Annotated in this window: 15 protein-coding genes; 12 read left to right on the forward strand and 3 right to left on the reverse strand. The window is 65.1% G+C overall.

The features are described from left to right. Window positions 1-195: 195 nt before the first annotated feature. The 4 genes from IVB46_RS14180 to IVB46_RS14195 all read left to right on the forward strand — a co-directional run bounded on the left by IVB46_RS14180 (window position 196) and on the right by IVB46_RS14195 (window position 4,950). Complete coding sequence (locus IVB46_RS14180; RefSeq protein ID WP_247342999.1) at window positions 196-2,574, forward strand: exopolysaccharide transport family protein; 2,379 nt, start codon at window positions 196-198, stop codon at window positions 2,572-2,574. Then, entirely contained in the window at window positions 2,567-3,373 is an 807-nt protein-coding gene (locus IVB46_RS14185; RefSeq protein WP_247315603.1) for a WecB/TagA/CpsF family glycosyltransferase, read from the forward strand. The genes IVB46_RS14180 and IVB46_RS14185 overlap by 8 nt, the downstream gene beginning before the upstream one ends. Window positions 3,374-3,392: 19 nt before the next feature. Further along, a complete protein-coding gene (galE, locus tag IVB46_RS14190; RefSeq protein WP_247315605.1) occupies window positions 3,393-4,385 on the forward strand; it encodes a UDP-glucose 4-epimerase GalE in 993 nt (330 codons plus the stop codon). Window positions 4,386-4,608: 223 nt separating this feature from the next. Then, window positions 4,609-4,950 (forward strand): hypothetical protein, encoded by a 342-nt coding sequence (locus tag IVB46_RS14195; protein ID WP_247315607.1) that lies wholly within the window; start codon window positions 4,609-4,611, stop codon window positions 4,948-4,950. Here IVB46_RS14195 and IVB46_RS14200 read toward each other — a convergent pair. Beyond that, window positions 4,924-9,039: a GAF domain-containing protein gene (locus IVB46_RS14200; RefSeq protein ID WP_247315609.1), complete on the reverse strand. Its 4,116-nt coding sequence runs from the start codon at window positions 9,037-9,039 to the stop codon at window positions 4,924-4,926. The genes IVB46_RS14195 and IVB46_RS14200 overlap by 27 nt on opposite strands. A gap of 295 nt (window positions 9,040-9,334) precedes the next feature. Between IVB46_RS14200 and IVB46_RS14205 the strand changes: the two genes are divergently transcribed. Genes IVB46_RS14205 through IVB46_RS14215 form a run of 3 tightly spaced genes read left to right on the forward strand, consistent with a single transcriptional unit; the run spans window position 9,335 to window position 12,575 of the window. After that, window positions 9,335-10,387 carry an Ldh family oxidoreductase gene (locus IVB46_RS14205; RefSeq protein ID WP_247315611.1) on the forward strand — a complete coding sequence of 351 codons (1,053 nt, stop codon included), beginning with the start codon at window positions 9,335-9,337 and terminating at the stop codon, window positions 10,385-10,387. Window positions 10,388-10,406: 19 nt separating this feature from the next. Continuing rightward, on the forward strand, window positions 10,407-11,774 hold the full coding sequence (locus IVB46_RS14210) for an LLM class flavin-dependent oxidoreductase (RefSeq protein WP_247343002.1): 1,368 nt from the start codon (window positions 10,407-10,409) through the stop codon (window positions 11,772-11,774). Window positions 11,775-11,789: 15 nt separating this feature from the next. Beyond that, entirely contained in the window at window positions 11,790-12,575 is a 786-nt protein-coding gene (locus IVB46_RS14215; protein ID WP_208084445.1) for a fumarylacetoacetate hydrolase family protein, read from the forward strand. Between the two features lie 253 nt (window positions 12,576-12,828). On the opposite strand, the gene IVB46_RS14220 is transcribed toward IVB46_RS14215, so the two are convergent. Beyond that, entirely contained in the window at window positions 12,829-13,284 is a 456-nt protein-coding gene (locus tag IVB46_RS14220) for an Lrp/AsnC family transcriptional regulator (protein WP_247315615.1), read from the reverse strand. A 152-nt stretch (window positions 13,285-13,436) separates the two neighbouring features. Between IVB46_RS14220 and IVB46_RS14225 the strand changes: the two genes are divergently transcribed. Both IVB46_RS14225 and iaaH read left to right on the forward strand, forming a co-directional pair. After that, complete coding sequence (locus IVB46_RS14225) at window positions 13,437-16,886, forward strand: indolepyruvate ferredoxin oxidoreductase family protein (RefSeq protein WP_247315618.1); 3,450 nt, start codon at window positions 13,437-13,439, stop codon at window positions 16,884-16,886. 76 nt (window positions 16,887-16,962) lie between these two features. Next, window positions 16,963-18,381 carry an indoleacetamide hydrolase gene (gene iaaH / locus IVB46_RS14230; RefSeq protein ID WP_247315621.1) on the forward strand — a complete coding sequence of 473 codons (1,419 nt, stop codon included), beginning with the start codon at window positions 16,963-16,965 and terminating at the stop codon, window positions 18,379-18,381. A 117-nt stretch (window positions 18,382-18,498) separates the two neighbouring features. Here the strand turns inward: iaaH and IVB46_RS14235 are convergent, their stop codons facing one another. Beyond that, window positions 18,499-19,407 carry a LysR family transcriptional regulator gene (locus tag IVB46_RS14235; protein ID WP_071909470.1) on the reverse strand — a complete coding sequence of 303 codons (909 nt, stop codon included), beginning with the start codon at window positions 19,405-19,407 and terminating at the stop codon, window positions 18,499-18,501. A 141-nt stretch (window positions 19,408-19,548) separates the two neighbouring features. Here IVB46_RS14235 and IVB46_RS14240 point away from each other — a divergent pair, with 141 nt between their 5' ends. The 3 genes from IVB46_RS14240 (at window position 19,549) to IVB46_RS14250 (ending at window position 22,935) form a co-directional block, all read left to right on the forward strand. Further along, a complete protein-coding gene (locus IVB46_RS14240) occupies window positions 19,549-20,700 on the forward strand; it encodes an HlyD family secretion protein (RefSeq protein ID WP_247315625.1) in 1,152 nt (383 codons plus the stop codon). Window positions 20,701-20,816: 116 nt separating this feature from the next. After that, complete coding sequence (locus tag IVB46_RS14245) at window positions 20,817-22,433, forward strand: MDR family MFS transporter (protein WP_247315628.1); 1,617 nt, start codon at window positions 20,817-20,819, stop codon at window positions 22,431-22,433. Between the two features lie 40 nt (window positions 22,434-22,473). Next, window positions 22,474-22,935, forward strand: a complete 462-nt coding sequence (locus IVB46_RS14250) for a carboxymuconolactone decarboxylase family protein (protein ID WP_007615070.1) — start codon at window positions 22,474-22,476, stop codon at window positions 22,933-22,935. Window positions 22,936-23,075 lie beyond the last annotated feature (140 nt).

The raw sequence follows: 23,075 nt of genomic DNA on the forward strand, positions 1-23,075 counted from the left end.
GACCTCGGCGTCATCGCGACGCGTCGAAGAGTGGCATGCGCTTAAACGCTTTGTTTGCCATTTCGGTGAATAGTCCCTCAATGAGTATGGTTAATTTTCCCTGTTGCGTTGATTGGGCGCCTATATCCCGGGTGCGTGGCGTAAAGCGAAGAGTAACCCCTCAGCCCGCGGTCGTTGGAATGAAAGCTGGGGACTATGCTTGACTACAACCAGCCGATAGATCGGGCCGGACCGGAGGCCCCGCAGCAGAGGTCTCAAGCCGGCTTCAACGTGCTGGACCTCGTCAATCTGCTCTGGCGGCGAAAGATCGCGATTGCCGCTGCCGCGCTCCTCGGCGCGACGCTTGCCGTCACCGCGGGCAAGAGCGTGACGCCCCGCTACACCGCCACCGCCCAGCTCTATGTCGACCCGCGCGAGCTTCAGCTCGTCGATCGCGAGCTCACGCCGCGCGCGCAGGACGTCTCCGGCATGGCCATGGTGGTGGAGAGCCAGGCGCGCCTGATTACCTCGAACAGCGTGCTGCTCCAGGTGATCCAGCAGGCCAATCTGGACAAGGATCCCGAATTCGGCGGCGGCGGTGATGCCAGGAGCCTGATGTCGTCGCTGCTCGGCCTGATCGGCCTCCAGCCCCGCGCGCCCTCCGCCGCGGAGACGAAGGAAGTGCAGCTCGCGGCACTCGACGCGCTGAACAGGCACATCACGGTCCGCAAGACCGAGAAGAGCTTCATCGTCGACATCGAGGTCTGGTCGACCGATCCGGCGAAAGCGGCGATGCTCGCCAACACGCTGACAAATGCCTACCTCGCCGAATCCCGCAACTCGCAGGCTTCGGCCGCGCGACGCGCCACCAACGATCTCTCCGGCCGCCTCAAGGAGTTGCGCGAGCGGCTGCGCAGTGCCGAGACCGCGCTCGCCACCTACAAGGCCCAGAACAATTTCGTCGGCACCCAGGACGCGCTGATCAGCGACCAGCAGCTCTCCGCCAGCAACCAGCGGCTTTCCGCGGCCCGCGCGGCGACGATGGACGCACAGGCGCGGCTCGACCAGATCGAGGCGAGCCGGCGCACCGCTGCCGATGCCGGCGCGAATTCGGAAGCGCTACAATCGCCGACCATCGCGAACCTGCGCGCGCAATATGCCGACGCGCGCAAGAAATATGCGGAGCAGGCCGGCGAGCTCGGCCCGCGGCATCCGGCGCTGCGCCAGACCGAGAAGCAGGTCGAGGATCTCAAGCGCACCATCAACGAAGAGATCGATCGCTTCGCGCAGTCCGCCAAGAACGATCTGACGCGCGCCCGCGATTTTGAAGCCTCGCTCAACCGGGCCCTGGAAGCGCAGAAGCGGCAGAGCGTTCAGCTCAGCCAGGCCGCCGTGCGTCTGCGCGAGCTCGAACGCGAGGCCGATGCCAGCCGCGACGTCTATCAGTCCTTCCTCAAGCGCTCGCGCGAGACCGAGGAGCAGGAGACCCTGAACACCTCGGCGGCCCGCGTCATCGGCGAAGCCACCGTGCCGCAGCGGCGTTCGTTCCCGCCGGCGATGAGCATGTTCGCCATGATCGGCTTCATCTTCGGCGCGCTCGCTGCCGCAAGCTGGTTCGTCGCGGCCGAGCTGCTGTCCGCCGGTGCGACCGCGCCGGCAGCGCCCACACCGGCCCGTCGTGAGCGCACGCCGGCACAGCGGGCTCCGCGAGCGCCAGAGGTGTCGCGGACACCGGAGGTAGCCCAGCCGCAGCCGGCTCCGCGAGCTCCGGAGGTTGCGCAATCTCTACCGGAACTGGCCGCGCCATCGCTGCAGCCTGAGATGGACGAAAACACGCTGATCGGAAAGCCGCTGATCGCGCGCCTCCAGGAGGCCGACGTCATTCACACGCTCGGCGCCATCCTCGCCACCGGCGGCGGCGTCGATCTGACCCGGCTGGGCTGGCCGACGCTCCGCCCCGGGTTTCCGCTGACGACGCTGCTCAACGCCTGGCGCGACATGCGCACTGCTGTGGCCCGGCGTGCCGGCGGCAAGGCCATGCCGGTCATCGCGCTGGTCGGCGCGGGGGAGACCACCGGGCGCAGCGTGACCGCGCTGAATTTCGCACTCGCGGCCGCGCGCGACGGCGCCCGCGTGCTGATGATCGATGCCGATCATCAGGCACACTCGCTCTCCAACAAGGTGAGCCGCCCCGGCAAGAGCGAGCCGAGCCGGCTCGGCTGGCTCTCGATCGGCAGCAAGGCCTCGCGCGAGATCAAGACGGTCAACGGCATCTCGGTGCTGCCGGCCGCCGACGGCGATGCCGGCAAAGCGACTGAGGCCATCCGCAAGGCCATCGAGCAGGCGCGCGCCGCCGGCGGCTACGATCTCGTGATCCTCGACGGCCCCGTGACGCCGCTTGGTGCGGCCAGCCGCAAGCTGCTCGACGACACCGACGCGCTGGTGGCGGTGCTGCCGACCAGCCTCGACATCAACGACGGCCTGGAAGAAATCCTGAACACGCTCGGCCGCGCCGAGCGCAAGCTCGTCGGCGTCGTGCTCGACGAGCTCACCCCCGCAACTCAAGCGCGCCAGCGAGGCAGACAATATGCTTGAGCGCCGCGTCAATCTGGACGGCCGGGCCGCAACCGCCGACGTGCCGCGGATCACTATCGGCGGCCTTCGCATGGCCGCGCTCGACCTGGAAGCAACTGCCGATTTCATGATCGAGGCGACCGATCCCGACAATCGCATCGGCCGTCCGCTGCACCTGACCTCGGCCAATGGCGAGGTGCTGGCGCGCTGCTCGACCGAACCGGAGACCGAACGCCTGTTCCGCGGCGCCGACCTCATCAACGCCGATGGCCAGCCGCTGGTCGCGGCGTCAAAGCTGCAATCCTGGTTTCCGCTGCCGGAGCGCGTCGCCACCACCGATTTGTTCCACGTGGTCGCGCGCAAGGCCGAAGCCGTCGGCCGCACTTTCTACATGTTCGGTGCCAGCGAGGAAGAGAACGCCGCGGCGGTCGCGAATGTCCGGCAGCTGTATCCAAACCTCAAGATCGTCGGGTACAGCCACGGCTATCTGCGCGGCGACGCCCTGCGCGCGAAAGTCGAGGAGATCAACGCGCTCGCCCCGGATTATCTCTGGGTCGCGCTCGGCGTGCCCAACGAGCAGGCATTCGTCGAGCAATACACGCCGCTGCTGACCAATGTTGGCGTTATCAAGACATCCGGCGGCTTGTTCAACTTTTTATCGGGCAGCCGGTCCCGCGCGCCGCAATGGATGCAGAAGATCGGACTCGAATGGGCCTGGCGCACATGGCTCGAGCCGCGCCGCCTGCTCTGGCGCTATTTGACCACCAACCCTCGCGCGCTCTATCTTCTCTTCAGCCGCAAACGGCCTTCCAATCGCTGAGAGAAGAGTAGAAGACGACATGACCGACCGACCGACCGTCCTCGTCACAGGGGGCGCGGGCTATATTGGCTCGCATGCCTGCCGCGCACTGTCTGCCGCCGGCTATCAGCCCGTCGTTTATGACAATCTCTCGACAGGTCATCGCAGCTTCGTCGCCGGCCCGCTGGTGACGGGCGACCTGCTCGACGGCGCCGCGCTGGCGCGCGCTTTCGCCGACCACAAGGTCACGGCGGTGATGCATTTCGCGGCGGCAAGCCTCGTCGGCGAGTCCATGACCGACCCGCAGAAATACTACATCAACAACGTCCAGGGCACGCTGTCGCTGCTGCAGGCGATGCGCAACGCAGGCTGCCAGCGCATCGTTTTCTCCTCGACCGGCGCGGTCTACGGCAACGCCGATTCCAAGGAGCTGCCGGAGGACTTCCCCTGCGCACCGATCAATCCCTACGGCGCGTCGAAATGGATGATCGAGCGCATGCTCGCCGATTATCGCGCAGCCTATGGCTTCGGCGCGTTCTGCCTGCGCTATTTCAACGCCAGCGGCGCCGACCCGGCCGGCGGCATCGGCGAATTGCGTGACAACGAAACCCATCTCATTCCGCGCGCCATGATGGCGCTGCAGGGCCATGTCGACTTCGCCGTGTTCGGCGACGATTACGACACGCCCGACGGCACCGCGATCCGCGACTACATCCACGTCACCGACCTCGCTGCGGCGCATGTCGCAGCACTGAAGCTCCTGGAAACGGGACATGCCGGCGGCAGCTTCAATCTGGGCACCGGCTCCGGCTTTTCGGTCCGCGAGATCCTGAACGCCATCAGGCAGGAGACCGGGCGCGAGGTGCCGCACACCATGAAGCCGCGTCGCGCCGGCGATCCCACCTATCTGGTCGCCGATGCCTCCGCCGCGCGAAAAGTGCTGAACTTCGTGCCGCGCCATTCCGATCTAAAGACGGTGATCCGGACTGCCTGGGCCTGGCACCAGACAGCGCATCCGCTCAGGACGCGCTAGACGCCCGTATTACGACTTGCCGGTCGGGCCCCCGAGCAGCTAAAGAGATTGTCACAGCCGGCGGCGGCGCATGTCCCGACCGCCGCATGTTGCTCTTATGGCCGCCAATGGAAGCGGCATGTGAGGCTCCGCCAATAGCGCGAGCCTGTTCTTCACAGCGAAGGCCACGATCGAGTCCGGGCATCGGCCTGCTTTCAGGCGCGGCCCAGGGAGCACGGAGCGAATGCATCAGGCCGCAAGCCTGCAATTCGAGCGCGTGATGGACGAGCTCGTCCTATGGCACGCCGTGCCGGAGGACGAACGCTCGCCCGCACCGGCCTGGTGGTGGGGACCGGCGATGGCGGTGGTCGACGCGCACGAGCCGATGCGACAGGTGTGGTGTTGTGAGCTGGGCCTCGGCGACGGCTCAAGCTTTGCCGAAGGTGCGCATGCCCTCCTTGAGCTGTTCGCCGAGCAAACCTCGCAGCCCTGGCCGGATGATTTTCCGCGCAAAGCGGACGTCAAGCAAGACAACGTCCGCGAGCTGCACCCGCAGCCGTCAGATGACAGCGCGTTTCAGCCGTAACGCCGCGGCTTCGGTCGCAGCGAGGTCAGGCTCCGGCTGGAGCGGCGGCGCGACAGGCAGCTCGATCGGCCGCAGCAGCTCGGCCATCTGCCGCGCCGGCACCGGCTTGGAGATGAGGAAGCCCTGCATCTCGTCGCAGCCATGGGCGCGCAGGAACGCTTCCTGCTCGGCGTTCTCGACGCCTTCGGCGACCACGGTCATGCCGAGCGCCTTGCCCATGCTGATGATCGCCTGCGCGATCGCCTGGTCCTCCGAATCCTGCGGCAGGTCGCGCACGAAGGAGCGGTCGATCTTGATGGTGTCGATCGGAAAATGCTTCATCAGCGACATCGACGAATAACCGGTGCCGAAATCGTCGATGGCGAGGCGGATGCCGCGGCTCTGGATGGCGTCGAGCACCTTCAGCGCGCGACCGACATTGCGCATCATCATGCTCTCGGTGACCTCGAGCTGGAGCAGTACCGGCGACATGCCGGACGCCGCCAGCGCCTCGTCGACGTCCTGCAGCAGATGTTCGTCGACAAACTGCCGCGGCGACAGGTTGACCGCCATCGACACCGGCAACAGGCCGCGGCGCTGCCAGGCCATGGCCTGCGCGCAAGCCTCCTTCACCACCCAGCGGCCGATCGGCACGATCAACCCGGTCTCTTCCGCAAGCGGAATGAACTGCGCCGGCGAGATGCTGCCGAGATCCGGGTTCGTCCAGCGCAGCAGCGCTTCCACGCCGGTGATCTGGCCGGTCTCCATGTCCACCTTGGGCTGGTAGTTCAGCGAGAACTGCTCGCGCTCCAGCGCCCGGCGCAGCGCGCTCTCGAGCGACAGCCGCTCGATCGACTGCGTCTTCACCTCCTTGGAGAAGAAGCGATAGCCGTTCTTGCCGTCTTCCTTGGCGAGATACATCGCCATGTCGGCGTTCTTGGTCAGCGTCTGAACGTCGGAGCCGTTGGCCGGATACATCGCGATGCCGATCGAGGCCGTGGTGTGGCACTCGTGGCCGGCCAGCTCCATGGGCTCGGCGAGCGCCACGAGCAGTCCGGTCGCGATGCGCTGGACGTCGTCGATTTCACCGCACTGGTCGAGGATCACCACGAACTCGTCGCCGCCGAGGCGTGCGACAACGTCGGTTTCCCGCAGCGCGCCGCGCAGCCGGCTCCCCACTTCGAGCAGGAGCAGATCGCCGGCCTCATGGCCGAGCGAATCGTTGATGACCTTGAAGCGGTCGAGATCGATGAACAACACCGCGAAGCGGTGATCGTGGCGCTGAGCTTCGTCGATCGCCTCCCGCAACAGCCCGTTGAAGGTCTCGCGGTTCGGCAGGTCGGTCAGGCTGTCATGCGAGGCGAGGTATTCGATCCGCTCGTCGGCCTCGTTCTTCTCGTCGGCGCGATCGAAATTCTCCATCGCGAAGGAGACGTTGTCGGCGAGGCGCTGCAACAGCTCGACGAACTCGGCCGTGAAAGTCTCCTGCTCGGTCGACATGTAGATCATGACGCCGACGGGCTGATCGTGCGTGATCAACGGGAACGCCGCGCCGGAGCGCGCGCCGTCGCCTTGCAGGACGGCGTGGAAGGCGCTCACACGGCTGTCGTTGACATAGTCGTTGCTGACACAGGGCTGCCGGGTGCGGAACGCGGTGCCGCTCATGCCGCGCCCCTCGGGCCGGTCGGCGTCGATGGAGAGACGAACGTTCCTCGTGGTCTCGGCGGACGGCCCCGCGGCCGCGACGATCGCGAGCTGGTCGCTGTCGGCCTTGGCGAGCGCAATGGTCGTCGAGGTGAACTTGCCGCCGGTGGATGCGGCCTGACACACCAGCTCGAACAGCTCGGCGCGCGACTTGGCCCGCACGATCGCCTCATTGGTGGCGCTCAGCGCGGCGAACATGCGCGTCAGGCGCTCCTTCTGCGCCTCGGCCCGTGACCGCTCCTCGGCCCGGGCGAAATTGTCGAGCGCAAAGGAGACGTTCTCCGCGAGCCGCCCCAGCAACTGGATGAGGTCAGGCGTGAATGTGCCTTCGTCCGGCGAAAGGAACAGAAGGACGCCGACGGCATCGGTGCCGTTCTTCAGCAGCGGGAAGCAGCCGCCGGATTTCGTCCCTTGATCCCGCGCGATTCGACGCCAGTGCGTCGCACGAACGTCCGTGAGGAGCTCGTTCGCGACGCAGGGTGCCTTGGTGCGAAATGCGGTGCCGGCGAGCCCGCGTCCTTCGGGCTCATCGGCGGACGTCGCGAAACGCCAGTTCTCGACGTGACTGCGACACTCGCCCTTGGTGACGACGATGTCGAGATAGCGCGCCGTCGGATCGACCAAGGCGATGGTGGCAGATGAGAACGTTCCGCCGAGCACGGCGGCCTCGCACACGGCTTCGAACAACTCGGCGCGGGATTTCACGCGCATGATCGCTTCGTTGGTCGCGCTCAGCGCCTCCAACATGCCCCGAAGACGGTTGCGCTGCATCTCGGCCTTCGCCTTCTCGTCGGCGCGATCGAAGTTCTCGAGCGCGAAGGCAACATTGGCCTGGAGCCGTTGCAGCAGCTCGACGAATTCGGGCGTGAACGTGCCGCGTTCCGGCGAGTTGAAGAGGAAGACGCCTTCGACCCTGTCGCCATTGAACAATGGCAGCGCCGCGGAGGATCCGATCCCGTTGCGGCGGGCGTTGGCCGCCCAAGGCTTGATCCGGTCGTCGGACAGCACGTCGTTGCTGAGGCAGGGCTGGCGCGTGCGGAAAGCGGTTCCCGTCAGCCCTCGGCCTTCAGGCACCTGGTCGGACGTGGAGAATTTGAAATTTCGGACCATATCCGCGTTCGGCCCGTAGCAAGCAACGACGCGAAGCAGCTCGGCATCGTGATCGACGAGCGCGATGTTGGCCGAGGTGAACTTGGCGCCTTTCGCCGTCGCTTCGCAAACGAGGTCGAAGAGCTCGGCCCGCGAGCGTGCGCGCAGGATCGCCTCATTGGTCGCGCTCAGCGCCGCGTACATGCGCGCCAGGCGGTCTTCCTCCTCGGCGATCCGCGCCTTCTCGGCCTCACGGTCGAAATTGTCGATCGCGAAGCAGACGTTCTCGGCGATGCGCAGCATGAGTGCGACGACCCCCTCGTCCTTCGCCCAGGACTTGCTGAGGAAGGACAGGATGACGCCGATGCTCTCGCCGTTCCGGATCAGGGGGGCCGCGATGCAGGCGGCAACACCCGTGTTGAGATTGGCCTGCTCCCACGGCGTTCCCCTGGTGCGACGCGCGAGATCGCGTTCGACATGGGGCTTCTGGGTTCGAAACACCTCGCCGGAAATGCCGCGACCATAGGGATTCTCGGGGTCGACGGAGTAGTGGGTCCGGGCCACGATCTCCAGATTCTCGCCGGTGCCGGCGACAGGCTTCAGCCAATGCGAGTCCGGCTCCTTCAGGAGAACGAAGGTCGCCAGCGACTTGCCGCCGTGCACCGAGGCGTCGCACACGAGCTGATACAATTCCCGCTCGGTCTTCGCACGCAGGATGGCTTCGTTGGTCGCGCTGAGCGCGCCAAACATGCGGTTGAGCCGCCGCGTCGCGAGCTCGCTGGTCTGCCGCGCGGTCTCGCGCGCAAAATTGTCCAGCGCATAGGAGATGTTGGCCGACATCCGCTCGAACAGCGACACCATCTGCTCGTTCAGTGAGCCGGCTTCCCTGCGGGTCACATACAGCACGCCGACGCTCTTACCGTTGCAGAGCAGCGGCAGCGCAGCCGCCGCGCCGATGTGGGCCTTGGCTGCGCCCTCGCGCCACGCCAGCGAGCGAGGATCATTCAGGTAATCGTTGCTGATGCTCAGCTTCTGATTGCGAAAGGCTTCGCCGCCGACACCCGCTCCCTCGGGCGTGACGGAGTCAGTCGTGATCTCGAGCGAACGCAGCCGCGCAACGTCATCGCCGCAACCGGCCGCAAAGCACAGCCGCCGGCCATCCGGCCCCACCAGGAAAACCGCAACGGCCAAAAAGTCTCCGCTCGAAAACCCGGCGTCGCAGACCTTCTGGTACAGCTCGTCCGGCGATTTCGCGTAAAGGATCGCTTCGTTGATGGCGCTCAACGCTGCAAAGGTGCGCGCGAGGGTCGTCTGCACGGTCTCAGCTCCCGGGCATTTCTGCCTAATTCTCCCGGGTGCTTTATGAACGGCGACCGCCTAAGTGGTCGTTATTGCGCGCTGCAAACCCTCGATCAAAGTGAACGAGCTGCGAACGGCCGGCGCCAAACTGTCGGGAATGCCGCCGCACGGGAGGATTCTTCGACGAAAGGCGCGCTCTCTTCACGAATTTGCAGCCCTGTATTGGTTTACGGGAGATTGATATCGCTCCCACGCTTTGAGACGATGGCTCCCAACAAGCAGCCCGTTAAGGGCACAATGCCGAGGGAACGCCATGCCCATGGTCAAGACCGACCGCCTCACGCTCATCAGCGCCGCGCTGCTCCGCGCCGCCGGAGCTTCCGACGAAGAGGCCGATGCGGTGGCCACGGGCTGCGTCAACGCCAACCTCGCCGGTCACGACTCCCACGGCGTGATCGCGGTTCCGACCTACATCGACCGCATCAAGGCCGGCCACATCGTGCCCGGCGCCAAATGGACCATCGTCCAGGAATCGCCGACCACGACGGTGATCGACGGCCAGTGGGGGTTCGGCTTCCACGTCAACGCCAAGGCGATGGCGCTGACGATCGAGAAGGCGAAGACGGCGAACGTTGCCGCCTGCACCGTATTCCGGCAAAGCCATGTCGGCCGCCTCGCCGCCTATCCGCTGATGGCGATGCGCGAAGGCATGATCGGGATTGCGACGGCGGATTCCGGCCGCTCGCCGAAGCACGTCGCACCGTTCGGCGGCAAGGAGGCTAGGCTCGGCACCAACCCGATCTCGATCGCGGTGCCGTCCGATCTCGACGCGCCGTTCTATCTGGACATGGCAACCTCGGCGGTTGCGGCCGGCAAGATCCAGCTCGCGGTCGCCCGCGGCGAGGAGATTCCGACGGGGTGGATCATCGATGCCGAGGGACGGCACACCACCGACCCCACGCAATATCGCAAGGGCGGCGCGCTGCTGCCGCTCGGCGGCACCGAGGGCTACAAGGGCAGCGGCCTCGCCGCGATGGTCGAGGTGCTGTGCGGCCTGCTCACTGGTTTGGGATTCGGCGTCGAGCCGACTGGGCGGCATAATGATGGGTGCTTCATGGCGGTGTTCAACGTCGCAGCCTTCCGCCCGCTGAAGGAGTTCAAGCGCGAGGTCGCCGAATTCGCGCAATATCTCAAATCGACGCCACCCTCTGAAGGCAGCAATGGCGTGTACTATCCCGGCGAGATCGAGGGGTTGCGCGAGCAGCAACGCCTGCGCGACGGCATCGAAATCGAGGACGCGACCTGGGAAAAACTGCGCGCGCTGGCGGGCGAGTACCGGCTCGATACCGTCCTCGATCTGGCCTGACGGAATTTGGGAGAACAGCATGACGCGGCAGATGGTACTGGTCGGCTTCCTCCAGGCGCAGAACTGCACGAATTTGCCGAGCTCGTGGCGGCATCCGGACTCGCGCGACGATTCGATGTCGGCGGACTATTATCAAGAGATCGCGAAAATCCTCGAAGCCGGCAAGTTCCACATGGCGTTCTTCGACGATCGGCTGGCGATGCCGGACCGCTACGGCAATGACCACGCCCACACCGTCGAATACGGCATCCGCTGCGTGAAGATGGATCCGCTGATCGTGCTGACCACGATGGGCATGGTCACCGACAAGCTCGGCCTCGGCGCCACTTGCTCGACCACCTATTACGAGCCGTTCGACGTCGCGCGCCGCTTCGCGACCCTCGATTTGATGTCCGGCGGGCGCGCGGGCTGGAACGTCGTCACCTCGCTCAATGACGGCGAGGCGCTCAACATGGGCCGCGATTCCCATCCCGAACATGATTCGCGCTACGACCGCGCCGACGAATTCATGGAGGTCGTGCTCGGGCATTGGGACACCTGGGAAGACGGCGCGCTCATCATGGACAAGAAGAGCGGCCGTTTTGCCGATCCGGCCAAGGTGAAGCGGCTCGATCACAAGGGCGCGGCCTTCAAGTCCCGTGGCCCCTTCACCGTGCCGCGCTCTGACCAGGGACATCCCGTCATCATCCAGGCCGGCGCATCCGGCCGCGGCCAACGCTTTGCCGGCCATTGGGGCGAGGTGATCTTCACGGCTGCGCGCAATCTCGCTGGTGCCAAGGAAGGTTATGCCGCCGTTCGAAACGAGGCAGCCAAGGCTGGCCGCGATCCCGATCAGATGCGCCTTTGCAATTTGACGACGCCGGTCTGCGCCGCGACCAAAGCCGAGGCCGAGGACAAGATGGCGCTGATCAACAAGCTGCCGCTCGAGATCGACGCGCTGTCGCTAGTGGCCGAAGCGCTCAACTACGATTTCGCCTCCAAGGACCTCGACGAGCCGTTGACGACGGACGATCTGAAGAGCATGCAGGGCATTCTGGGCCTCCGCGACGGCGTGCTGAAGAATTCCGGCAAGAGCAATCCGAGCGCGCGCGACTTCGTCACCTTCTCCGGCCGCGGCCAGGTCCACGACGCCATGGTCGGCGGTCCCAAGGAGATCGCAGACAGGCTGGAAGAGATGTTCGTCGAGCGTGGCTGTGATGGGTTCGTCATCGCCGCGACCTATGTGCCCGGTTCCTACGCCGATTTCGTGCAACATATCGTACCGGAATTGCAGCGCCGCGGCCTGTTCCAGAAGGACTATCGCGGCAAAACGCTGCGAGAAAATCTCGGGCTGAAGCGGCCCACGGCCGGCGCCTGGAAGGTGCAGCCGCGCGATGCCGCGGAATAACAACGAGGACAGAGCATGCGCTGGCTAAAATTCACTGTCTCGGACAAGACCTCCTGGGGAATTGTCGAGGGCGACCAGGTGATCGCGGTCGATGGCGATCCCTTTGGCGAATGGCAGCGTACCTCGCGCACGCATCCGCTGGCGCAGGTTCGGATCGAGCTGCCGCTGATCCCCCGCACCTTCTATTGCGTCGGCTTGAACTATCTAAAGCACCTGAAGGAAGCCGCCGACAAGCGCGGCGAGGTGCCGGCCGTCCCTGATAGACCCGAGATCGGCTACCGCGCCCAGAACGCGCTGATCGCGCATGACGAGGACGTCGTGATCCCGTCCTTTGCGACGGACAAGATCCACTATGAAGGCGAGCTCGTCGTCGTGATCGGCAAGAAGGTGAAGCATCTCACCAAGCAGAATGCGATGGATTGCGTGTTCGGCTACACCATCGGCAACGACGTCAGCGAACGCAGCTGGCAGAAGGCCGACCGCAGCCTGTGGCGCTCGAAGAACGCCGACACGTTCAAGCCGATGGGCCCGTGGATCGAAACCGAGGCCAATCTGGCGAAAATGGAAACCGTCGTCCGGGTCAACGGCAAGGAGACCAATCGCTTCTACACCAACGACATGATCTTCGGCGTGGTGCCGTTCCTGGTCGAGTTGACGAAGTACTTCACACTGTGGCCCGGCGACGTGATCTGGATGGGCACGGACGGCGCCTCGCCTGACATCGGGCACGGCGACGTAGTGGAGATCGACATCACCGGCGTGGGGACGTTGCGGAACAGGTTTGTGCGGGAGCAGCGGTAATCCTCATCCTGAGGAGCTTGCGAAGCAAGCGTCTCGAAGGATGAAGGCCCGGCTCTCGGCCTCGCCCTTCGAGACGGCCGCTGCGCGGCCTCCTCAGGGTGAGGAGATAGAGTTGTATACGCCGCGAAATCAACAGTGCCGTAGGGTGGGCAAAGCGAAGCGTGCCCACCGCATTCGTAATGGAGGCGAGATGGTGGGCACGGCGCAAGCGCGCCTTTGCCCACCCTACGGCACCACGGCACTTCCCGCGCAATCAAAACGGCAGCGCCACACTCGTCTTGATCTCCTTCAGCACCACGTTGCTGCGGACGTAGCGGATGCCGGGAATGCGGAACATGAACTCGTCGAGGAACCTGTTGTAGGCCACCATGTCCTGCACGACGACGCGCAAATGATAGTCGGCGTCGCCCGTGGTCGCGAAACACTCCAGCACTTCGCGCCGCGTGGTCACCCGCGCGACGAACTCGTCGACGAATTTGGCATCGTGCCGCTCCAGCGAGACATGCAGGATGGCCGACATCGCAAAGCCCGCCTGCTCGCGCGCGATCAGCGCGGCATAGCCCTGGATGACGCCGGCCTCCTCCAGCGCTCGCACCCGGCGCCAGCACGCCGAGGTGGACATGCCGACCTCGTCGGCGAGCTGCTGGTTGGTGGCGCGGCCGTCCGTCTGGAGATGGGCGAGAATCCGCGCGTCCTGCTCTTCAATCATGGAAGCCCCCGATTCGGTAATTTCTACCGAATTATGCCATCTTCCGCAAAATTTTACCGAATTATCGATCAAGACAGGGTGAATAGGCAAGACCTACCAGCCTGCCCGGCATACCCTCCCGTCATCAGGCAGGATGCCGCGCGAGGTCCGCCATGGACGCCGTTCCATCACTCGACAGCTACGAGCTCTCAGACCGCTACGACCGCGAAGAGGGCCGCGTCTTCCTCACGGGCACGCAGGCCATCGTCCGCATCGCGCTCGACCAGGCGCGGCGCGACCGCGCCGCCGGGCTGAACACCGCCGGCTTCATCTCCGGCTATCGTGGCTCGCCGCTCGGCGGCGTCGATCTCGAGCTCTGGCGCATCCAGGAGCGGCTCAAGCGGGATCGCATCGAATTTCTCCCTGCGGTGAACGAGGACCTCGCGGCAACGGCAGTGCTCGGCTCGCAGCAGGTCGAAACGCAGGCAGATCGCGAAGTCGATGGCGTGTTCGGGCTCTGGTACGGCAAGGGCCCTGGCGTCGATCGCTCCGGCGATGCCCTCAAGCACGGCAACGCCTATGGCTCCTCGCCACGTGGCGGCGTGCTGGTCGTTGCCGGCGACGACCATGGCTGCGTCTCCTCCTCGATGCCGCACCAGTCCGATGTCGCCTTCATGAGCTGGTTCATGCCGACGCTGCACCCCGCAAGCGTCAGCGAATATCTCGAATTCGGCGAATACGGCTACGCGCTGAGCCGCTTCTCCGGCATGTGGGTCGGCTTCAAGGCGATCTCGGAGATTGTCGAGTCAGGTGCATCCGTCGCGCTGCACCCGCCGCGCGCCTATCAGACGCCCGACTTCACGCCTCCGCCGGGCGGGCTGCATTATCGCTGGCCCGACCTGCCGGGCCCCCAGATCGAGGAGCGGCTGGAGGCGAAGAAGCACGCGGTTTACGCCTTTGCAAAAGCCAATCCGATCGATCGCCACATCTACGATATTCCCAACGCCACTTACGGCATCGTCACGACGGGCAAGGCGCATCTCGACCTGATGGAGGCCCTGCGGCTGATGGGCCTGGATGAAGCGGCCTGCCGCAACATCGGGATCGACGTCTACAAGGTCGGCATGGTCTGGCCGCTGGCGCTGCATGACGCGATGGACTTCGTGAAGGGCAAGCGCGAGATCCTCGTCGTCGAGGAAAAGCGCGGCATCATCGAGAGCCAGTTCAAGGAATATTTTTACGACTATCCAGGCTCAAAGCCCGAGCGCATGGTCGGCAAGCACGACGAGCGAGGGGCGCGGCTGATCTCCTGGATCGGCGAATTGTCGCCGCGTGCGCTTGCTGGCGTGCTCGCACGCCGGCTCGATCCGATGTTCCCAGGCCTCAATCTCGCCGCACGCGCGGCCGGCTTGATGCCCGAGGCCGCGCGCACGATCAACGTCAGCGGTGCGACGCGCACGCCGTATTTCTGCTCCGGATGTCCGCACAACACGTCGACGAAGGTGCCGGAAGGCTCCAAGGCACTGGCCGGCATCGGCTGCCATTTCATGGCGAGCTGGATGGACCGCGAGACCTCCTCGCTGATCCAGATGGGCGGCGAAGGCGTCAACTGGGCGGCGTCGTCTCGCTTCACCGGCCACAAGCACGTGTTCCAGAATCTCGGCGAAGGCACCTACTACCACTCCGGCTCGATGGCGATCCGGCAGGCGATCGCCGCCAGGGCCAACATCACCTACAAGATCCTGTTCAACGATGCCGTGGCGATGACCGGCGGCCAGCCGGTCGACGGTCCCATCAGCGTGCATGCTATCGCCCACAGCGTTCGCGCCGAAGGCGTCGGGCGCATCGCGCTGGTGTCGGACGATCCCGCGCAGTTCTTGCCGGCAGACCTGCCGATCGGCGTGACCATCCATCCTCGCGAGGAAATGGACGCCGTGCAGCGCGAGCTGCGAGACATTTCCGGCGTCTCTGTCCTGATCTATCAACAGACCTGCGCCACCGAGAAGCGTCGCCGGCGCAAACGCGGACAGATGGCCGACCCAAGGCGCTTTGCCTATATCAACGATCTCGTCTGCGAAGGCTGCGGCGACTGCTCGGTCGAATCCAACTGCCTCAGCGTCGAGCCGAAGGAGACGCCGTTCGGCCGCAAGCGCCAGATCAACCTCTCGTCCTGCAACAAGGATTTTTCCTGCCTCAACGGCTTCTGCCCGAGCTTTGTCACCGTCGAAGGCGCGACGCGCCGGAAGAAGAGTGCGAGCGAAATCGACGTAGTCGGTCGCGCGGCTACGCTTCCCCTGCCTGCTCCCGCCGCGCTCGACCGTCCCTACGACCTGCTGGTAACAGGCGTCGGCGGCACCGGCGTGATCACGGTCGGCGCGCTGATCGGCATGGCCGCGCATCTGGAGCGGCGTGGCGTCTCCGTGCTGGATTTCACCGGCTTTGCACAGAAATTTGGTCCCGTGCTGAGCTTCATCCGCCTTGCATCAAGTCCGGACGCGCTGCACCAGGTCCGCATCGACCAGGGCGCGGCCGACGCGCTGATCGGCTGCGACCTCGTCGTCAGTTCCTCACCGAAGGCGTCCGGCACCTATCACCGCGGCACACGCGCAGCGGTCAATACCGCGGAGATGCCAACCGGCGACGTCGTCCGCTTCCGCGACGCAGATCTCGCCTCACCCGCCCGCCTGCGCGCGATCCGACAAGTCATTGGCAACGACAATCTCGACACCATCAATGCGAACGCGCTCGCCGAACGGCTGCTCGGCGATGCCGTCTATGCCAACATCATCATGCTCGGCTTTGCCTGGCAGCGCGGACTGGTGCCGGTGTCGCTGCAAGCGCTGTTGCGCGCGATCGAGCTCAACGGCGTCGCGGTCGAGCGGAACAAGCAGGCCTTTGCCTGGGGCCGAATCGCCGCGGCCGATCCGGAGTTTTTGCCGGGGGGCGACAAGGCGCCCGAAGCCGAGACGCTCGATCAGATCATCGATCGCCGCGCCGATTTCCTCGCCGCCTATCAAGACGCCGCCTATGCGATGCGCTATCGGGCGACCGTCGCGAGGGTCCGCCGGGCCGAAGCCGCTCTGAGCAGTGAGGTGCTGACCGAGGCGGTCGCGCGCTCCCTGTTCAAGCTGATGGCCTACAAGGACGAGTACGAGGTGGCGCGTCTGCACATGCAGAGCGGTTTCCTCGGCGAGCTGAAGCGCGAGTTCGAGGATGGTTTCAGCATCCAATATCATCTCGCGCCGCCGTTCCTGCCGTCGAAACCCGACGCACGCGGCCGTCCGCGCAAGCGCGCTTTCGGCCAGTGGATCCAGATGCCGCTCGCCATGCTGGCGCGGTTGAAGGGATTGCGCGGAACACCGTTCGATCCGTTCGGCTACACGAATGAGCGGCGCACCGAGCGGGAATTGATCGCCTGGTATGAAGGCCTGATCGAACGCATGCTCGGCCAGCTCAACGCAGCGCATCTACCCGACCTCGTTGCCGTCGCAAAAGCGCCAATGGAGATCCGCGGCTACGGACCAGTGAAGGACACCGCGATCGCCAAGGTGAAGCCCGAGGTCGAGCGGCTGCTCACGAATTTGACGACGTCGGTAACGCAAAAGATGCACGCCCACGGTTGACGCGGCACCAGTGAGGCCTCAGCCTCCGGACTTTAGGTGGCGCCCTGTTGGCGCCCCTGCAATCGGATGACGCATCATGGATTTGGACCAGTTGACCCTGAGTCAGGCCGTCGCCGACCTGCGCGCCGGGAAAGTCACGAGTACCGCACTCACGACGGAAGCACTGAGCCGCGCCAAAGCCCATGCCGAGCTCAATGCCTTCGTCACCCTGGACGAAGCGGGCGCCCTGAAAGCCGCCGCCGCATTCGACGCGACGGGCGACAGGACAAAGCCGCTCGGCGGCGTGCCCATCGTGATCAAGGACAATATCGAGGTCGCGGGACTGCCCTGCAGCGCCGGCACACCGGCACTGAAGGACTACATTCCGAAGGCTGACGCACCGGTGGTTGCGAAGCTGCGGGCTGCGGGCGCCGTCATCATCGGCAAGACCAGCATGCATGAGCTCGCCTTCGGCATCTCCGGCTACAACACCGCGTTCAAGACCGGCGCGGAGTTCGGCGTGCGCAACGCTTATGACCGCACGCTGATCGCCGGCGGCTCCTCGTCCGGGACGGGCGCCGCGCTCGGCGCGCGGATCGTCGCGGGCGGGCTCGGCACCGACACCGGCGGATCGGTCCGGGTCCCCGCCGCGCTGAACGGATGCGCCGCGTTGCGCCCGACGGTCGGGCGCTATCCGCAAGCTGGCATCGCGCCGATCTCGCACACCCGCGACACCGCGGGGCCTATGGCCGCGACGATGGCAGATGTCGCGCTGCTCGATCGCGTGATCGCCGGCGGTGACGAGGTTGCGCCGGCTGATCCGAAGCAGGTGCGGATCGGCATCGTGAAGACGATGCTGACCAATCTCGACGCCGATACGGAAGCCGCGTTCCACGCGGCGATCGCAAAAGTGAAGGCGCAGGGCGTCACGGTCGTCGAGATCGAGATGCCTGAGCTCGCCGAACTCAACGGCCAGGTCAGCTTTCCCGTCGCGCTGTATGAGGCCTATGACGACATGGTCGCCTATCTCAAGCACACCGGGACCGGCCTCAGCATCGAGGCGCTGGCAGAGAAGATCTCCAGCGCCGACGTGAAAGGCATCTATGATGGCATGGTGATCCCGCGAAAACTGCCCGGCCCCGACAACGCGCTGTTCGACGCGAGGCCGATCTATGACGCCGCAATCAAGACCGCCCGCCCCGCGCTTCAGGCGCTCTACAGCAATACGTTTGCCAGCAACAAGCTCGACGCCGTCGCCTTCCCGACCACGCCGCTCGTTGCAATTGCCTCCAACCCGGACGCCAGCAGCCTCGAGAATTTCGCCCGGATCATCCAGAACACCGATCCCGGCAGCAATGCCGGCATTCCCGGTGTCCAGATCCCGATCGCGCTTGGCGCCACGAGCAAATTGCCGATCGGACTTGAGCTGGATGGCCCGGCGGGCAGCGATCGCCGCCTGCTTGGGATCGGCATGGCGCTCGACAGCGTGTTCGGGCGGCTGCCCGCGCCACACTAACGCTATTGTAGGGTGGGCAAAGCGAAGCGTGCCCACCATTGGTGCCGATTAGAAAAGATGGTGGGCACAGCGCTTCGCGCCTTTGCCCACCCTACAGTTCTGCCACCGCCGCGCCGCTCACGCATACGGATTGATCAGCTTCTGCTGCTCGGCGCTGTGCTGGACGAGCATGTCGATGAAGGTCCTGACCTTCGCCGACAGATGATGCCGATGCGGATAGACCGCGTTCATCGACATCTCGACCGGCCGGTACTCCGGCAGGAGGCGCACCAGCCGGCCCGCATCAAGGTCATCCCCCACCAGAAAGCCGGCCGCAAGACTGATGCCGGCGCCCTGTAGCGCCGCCTCACGGAGCGCTTCGCCGCTGTTGGTGACGAGATTGCCGGAGACGCGCACCGAGGCCGGCGTACCCTTGCGATCGAAGAAGCGCCACTCGTCGAAGGGATAGTTGATGTGGCGCACGCAATTGTGCCCGGCAAGCTCTTCGAGCGTCTGCACGCGCCCATGCGCCTCGATATAGCCGTGCGAGCAGCACAGCACGTGCCGCCAGGTCGCCAGACTCCGCACGATCAGGCTGGAGTCCGGCGGCGCGACCATGCGCAGCGCGAGGTCAAAACCCTCCTCGATCAGATCGACATTGGTCTCGCCCATGCGCAGATCGACCTTGACCTCCGGATAGGTCGCGAGGAATTCGGCCATCACGGGCGCGACGAACGGCACCATGTGGGTGGCGGTGTGAATGCGCAGCGTGCCGCGCGGCGTCGATTGCAGCGCGCCGGCGATGTCATCGGCCTGTTCGAGATCGGCGAGGATCTGCGTCGAGCGGTCGTAATAGGCCTTGCCGATTTCGGTGAGGCTCACTTTTCGCGTGGTGCGGTTCAGCAGACGGACCCCGAGCCGGTCCTCCAGCGCCTGGACGTGGTTGCTCACCATGGTCGTGGACATGTTGAGCCGGCGGGCGGCGGCTGAAAAGCCGCCATTTTCGACCACCCGGACGAAGGCAGTGAGACTGGTGAAGCGGTCCATCGGTCTGGCTCCGGATTATCCGCTATGGGTGGATAATGCTTCCATTTCTTCCGGGATTATCACAAGCGGGAAGACAGCGCATTTTGCTGGCATCAACGGCGCGCCGTTCGGACCGGGGCGGTTGGGAATTCCGAGGATGCCATGTCGAACGCTTCTTATGTCACTGAAACCAATCAGAAAATCAGCTTTCGCCCGTCCCGGCAGGCGATCAAGCGGGCGGCCATCGGCTTGGCGCTGGCCCTCGGAATCGCCGCGGCCGGCGACTTCGGCTACAACTACCTGAGCACCGGCCGCTACCTCGAATCCACCGACGACGCCTATGTGAAGGCGGATTCCACCATCATCGCACCCAAGGTTTCCGGCTACATCGCGAAGGTGCTGGTTGGCGACAACGAGAAGGTCCGGGCCGGCCAGCTCCTCGCGAAGATCGACGACCGCGACTTCAAGGCCGCGCTCGACCAGGCCCGCGCCGATGTCGCCGCCGGCGAAGCCTCGGTGCGCAACATCGACGCCCAGCTCGAACTGCAACAGCCGATCATCGAGCAAAGCACGGCCGACGTGGCCGCGGCCGACGCCAATCTGAAATTCGCCCAGGAAGAACGCGCCCGCTACGACGACCTGATGAAGTCGGGCTCCGGCACGATCCAGCGTGCGCAGCAGACCGATGCGGCACTGCGCGCCAGCAACGCGCAATTGCAGCACGCCAAGTCGGGCCTGGTGGCCGCGCAGCGCAAGGTCGACGTGCTCACCACCCAGCGCGCCCAGGCCACAGCGCAGCTCGAACGCGCCCGCGCGGTCGCACAGCAGGCAGAGCTGAACCTGTCTTATACCGAGATCACCGCACCGGTGGACGGCACGGTCGGTGCACGCTCATTACGCGTCGGCCAGTATGTGCAGGCCGGCACGCAATTGATGGCGGTGGTGCCGCTCGATGCGGTTTATGTCGTCGCCAACTTCAAGGAGACGCAGCTCACGCATGTGCGTGCGGGCCAGCCGGTCGAGCTGCAGATCGACAGCTTTCGCAATCGCACGCTTCGCGGTCACGTCGACAGCCTTTCGCCGGCCAGCGGACTTGAATTCGCGCTGCTGCCGCCCGATAACGCTACCGGAAATTTCACCAAGATCGTGCAACGCGTGCCGGTGAAGATCGTGCTCGACGACCACAGCCTGACCGGCCTGCTCAGGCCCGGCATGTCGGCAGTGCCGACCATCGACACCAAGGCGACTGTGCTGGCCGAGCGCGAGACGGCCAAGCGACTCGCCGACAACGCACCCCGCCCGAACGGCGGCTGAAGCCGGGAAGGCCGGCAGGATTATCAAGTCCTGCCGGATGATCCTTCCTGCGCTTCCTCGATTATCGAAACCAACCGCCTAATGCATCCTGTCTCCGTGACCGAGACGAGGCTTCCATGAGCACGCTCCAACCGACCGCCGACGCCGCCCCCGCTGCCAGCATTCCAGCCCCTGCTGCGCCCGCCACGCCGGCCGTTTCCGCAAAAACCTGGATCGCGGTGATCGGCGCGACCCTCGGCGCCTTCATGGCGGTGCTGAACATCCAGATCGTCAACGCTTCGCTCGCCGACATCCAGGGCGCGATCGGCGCCGGCATCGACGATGGCGGCTGGATCTCGACCTCCTATCTGATCGCCGAGATCGTGGTGATCCCGCTCTCCGGCTGGCTTGCGCAGGTGTTCTCGATCCGCATCTATCTGCTAACCAACGCGGTCCTGTTCCTGCTGCTGTCGGCGGCCTGCGCGCTGGCGCAGGACCTGCCGCAAATGATCGTGCTGCGCGCGGTGCAGGGTTTCACCGGCGGCGTGCTGATCCCGATGGCCTTCACGCTCATCATCACGCTGTTGCCTCGCGCGAAGCAGCCCGTCGGCCTTGCGCTGTTCGCGCTGTCGGCGACGTTCGCACCGGCGATCGGCCCGACCATCGGCGGCTATCTCACCGAGAATTTCGGCTGGCAGTACATCTTCTACGTCAACCTCGTGCCCGGCGCGATCATGGTCGGCATGCTCTGGTACGCGCTCGACGCCAAGCCCATGAAGCTTGCGCTGCTGCGCGAGGGCGATTGGGCCGGCATCATCACCATGGCGATCGGCCTGTCGGCGCTTCAGACCGTGCTGGAAGAGGGCAACAAGGACGACTGGTTCGGCTCGCCTTTCATCGTCAAGCTGTCGGTCATCGCCGCCACCGCGCTGACCGCCTTCCTGATCATCGAGCTCACGGCGAAGAAGCCGCTGCTCAACTTGCGCCTGCTGGTGCGCCGCAATTTCGGCTTCGGCATGCTCGCGAACTTCCTGCTCGGTGTCGCGCTCTACGGCTCGGTGTTCATCCTGCCGCAATATCTGGCGCGCATCCAGGGCTACAATGCCGAGCAGATCGGCATGGTGCTGGCCTGGACCGGACTGCCGCAACTCGTGCTGATCCCGCTGGTGCCGCGCCTGATGCAGAAGTTCGACGCGCGGATCATCATCGGCGTCGGCTTCGTCCTGTTCGCGGCCTCGAACTTCCTGAACATTTATATGACCAACGATTACGCTGCCGACCAGCTGTTGTGGCCCAATGTCGTCCGTGCGATCGGCCAAGCGCTCGTGATGGCGCCGTTGTCGGCTGTGGCGACCGCCGGCATCGAAGCGGAGAATGCGGGCTCGGCCTCAGGCCTGTTCAACATGATGCGTAATCTTGGCGGCGCCGTCGGCATCGCGCTGCTTCAGACCTTGCTGACCAAGCGCGAGCAATATCACTCCAACGTGCTGACGCAGTCGGTCTCGGTGTTCGAGCAGGCGACGCGGACCCGGCTGGAGCAGCTCACTCAATATTTCATCAATCACGGCGTGCTCGACCGCGCCGACGCCGCGCATCGCGCCTATGTCGCGATCGGCCACACCGTGCAGAAGCAGGCTTACATCTTCGCCTTCAGCGACACCTTCTATCTGCTCGGCATGGCACTGATCGTGGCCCTGATCGCCGTATTCTTCCTGAAGAAACCCGGCCAGACCTCGGCCGGTGGAGCTCACTGAGATCAACCCAAGAGACTAACTCAAGCAAAGGAGAACGACCATGAAGCCCCGCATGAACTTCTACCAGGCCGCCCCCGACACGATGAAGGCGCTGATGGCGCTGGAGGAGCAGATCCAATCGACGGGACTCGAGAAATCGCTGATCGAGCTCGTCAAGATCCGGGCGTCGCAGATCAACGGCTGCGCTTTCTGCATCAACATGCACACCGAGGACGCCCGCAAGCGCGGCGAGACCGAACAGCGCATCTATCTGCTCAACGCCTGGCGGGAATCCCCGCTCTATACCGATCGCGAGCGTGCCGCGCTGGCCTGGACGGAATCAGTGACGCTGATCTCCGAGACCCACGCGCCGGACGACGTCTACGAGCAGGTCCGCGCGCAATTCTCCGATGCGGAGACGGTGAACCTGACGATGCTGATCGGGGCGATCAATGCCTGGAACCGGATCGCGATCGCGTTCCGCGCGGTCCATCCGGTCAAGGTGAAGGCGTCGGTGGCGTAGGCCGCAACGCCGCCTCGCGCGCAAATCTCGTAGGGTGGGCAAAGGCGCACTTGCGCCGTGCCCACGTCTTCTGACGCCTTCGCTGAAGGAACGGTGGGCACGCTTCGCTTTGCCCACCCTACGACAGCGGAGTTTGCGGC

It is taken from the genome of Bradyrhizobium sp. 61 (assembly GCF_023073075.1).
In the GTDB taxonomy this organism is placed as follows: Bacteria; Pseudomonadota; Alphaproteobacteria; order Rhizobiales; family Xanthobacteraceae; genus Bradyrhizobium; species Bradyrhizobium barranii.

What these genes read in the sequence shown, in the direction of transcription:
- IVB46_RS14245 (WP_247315628.1), top strand. Translation starts at nt 20,817, where the DNA reads ATGAGCACGCTCCAACCGACCGCCGACGCCGCCCCCGCTGCCAGCATT.
- galE (WP_247315605.1), top strand. Translation starts at nt 3,393, where the DNA reads ATGACCGACCGACCGACCGTCCTCGTCACAGGGGGCGCGGGCTATATT.
- IVB46_RS14210 (WP_247343002.1), top strand. Translation starts at nt 10,407, where the DNA reads ATGACGCGGCAGATGGTACTGGTCGGCTTCCTCCAGGCGCAGAACTGC.
- iaaH (WP_247315621.1), top strand. Translation starts at nt 16,963, where the DNA reads ATGGATTTGGACCAGTTGACCCTGAGTCAGGCCGTCGCCGACCTGCGC.
- IVB46_RS14250 (WP_007615070.1), top strand. Translation starts at nt 22,474, where the DNA reads ATGAAGCCCCGCATGAACTTCTACCAGGCCGCCCCCGACACGATGAAG.
- IVB46_RS14235 (WP_071909470.1), bottom strand. Translation starts at nt 19,407, where the DNA reads ATGGACCGCTTCACCAGTCTCACTGCCTTCGTCCGGGTGGTCGAAAAT.
- IVB46_RS14205 (WP_247315611.1), top strand. Translation starts at nt 9,335, where the DNA reads ATGCCCATGGTCAAGACCGACCGCCTCACGCTCATCAGCGCCGCGCTG.
- IVB46_RS14225 (WP_247315618.1), top strand. Translation starts at nt 13,437, where the DNA reads ATGGACGCCGTTCCATCACTCGACAGCTACGAGCTCTCAGACCGCTAC.
- IVB46_RS14195 (WP_247315607.1), top strand. Translation starts at nt 4,609, where the DNA reads ATGCATCAGGCCGCAAGCCTGCAATTCGAGCGCGTGATGGACGAGCTC.
- IVB46_RS14185 (WP_247315603.1), top strand. Translation starts at nt 2,567, where the DNA reads ATGCTTGAGCGCCGCGTCAATCTGGACGGCCGGGCCGCAACCGCCGAC.
- IVB46_RS14180 (WP_247342999.1), top strand. Translation starts at nt 196, where the DNA reads ATGCTTGACTACAACCAGCCGATAGATCGGGCCGGACCGGAGGCCCCG.
- IVB46_RS14240 (WP_247315625.1), top strand. Translation starts at nt 19,549, where the DNA reads ATGTCGAACGCTTCTTATGTCACTGAAACCAATCAGAAAATCAGCTTT.
- IVB46_RS14215 (WP_208084445.1), top strand. Translation starts at nt 11,790, where the DNA reads ATGCGCTGGCTAAAATTCACTGTCTCGGACAAGACCTCCTGGGGAATT.
- IVB46_RS14220 (WP_247315615.1), bottom strand. Translation starts at nt 13,284, where the DNA reads ATGATTGAAGAGCAGGACGCGCGGATTCTCGCCCATCTCCAGACGGAC.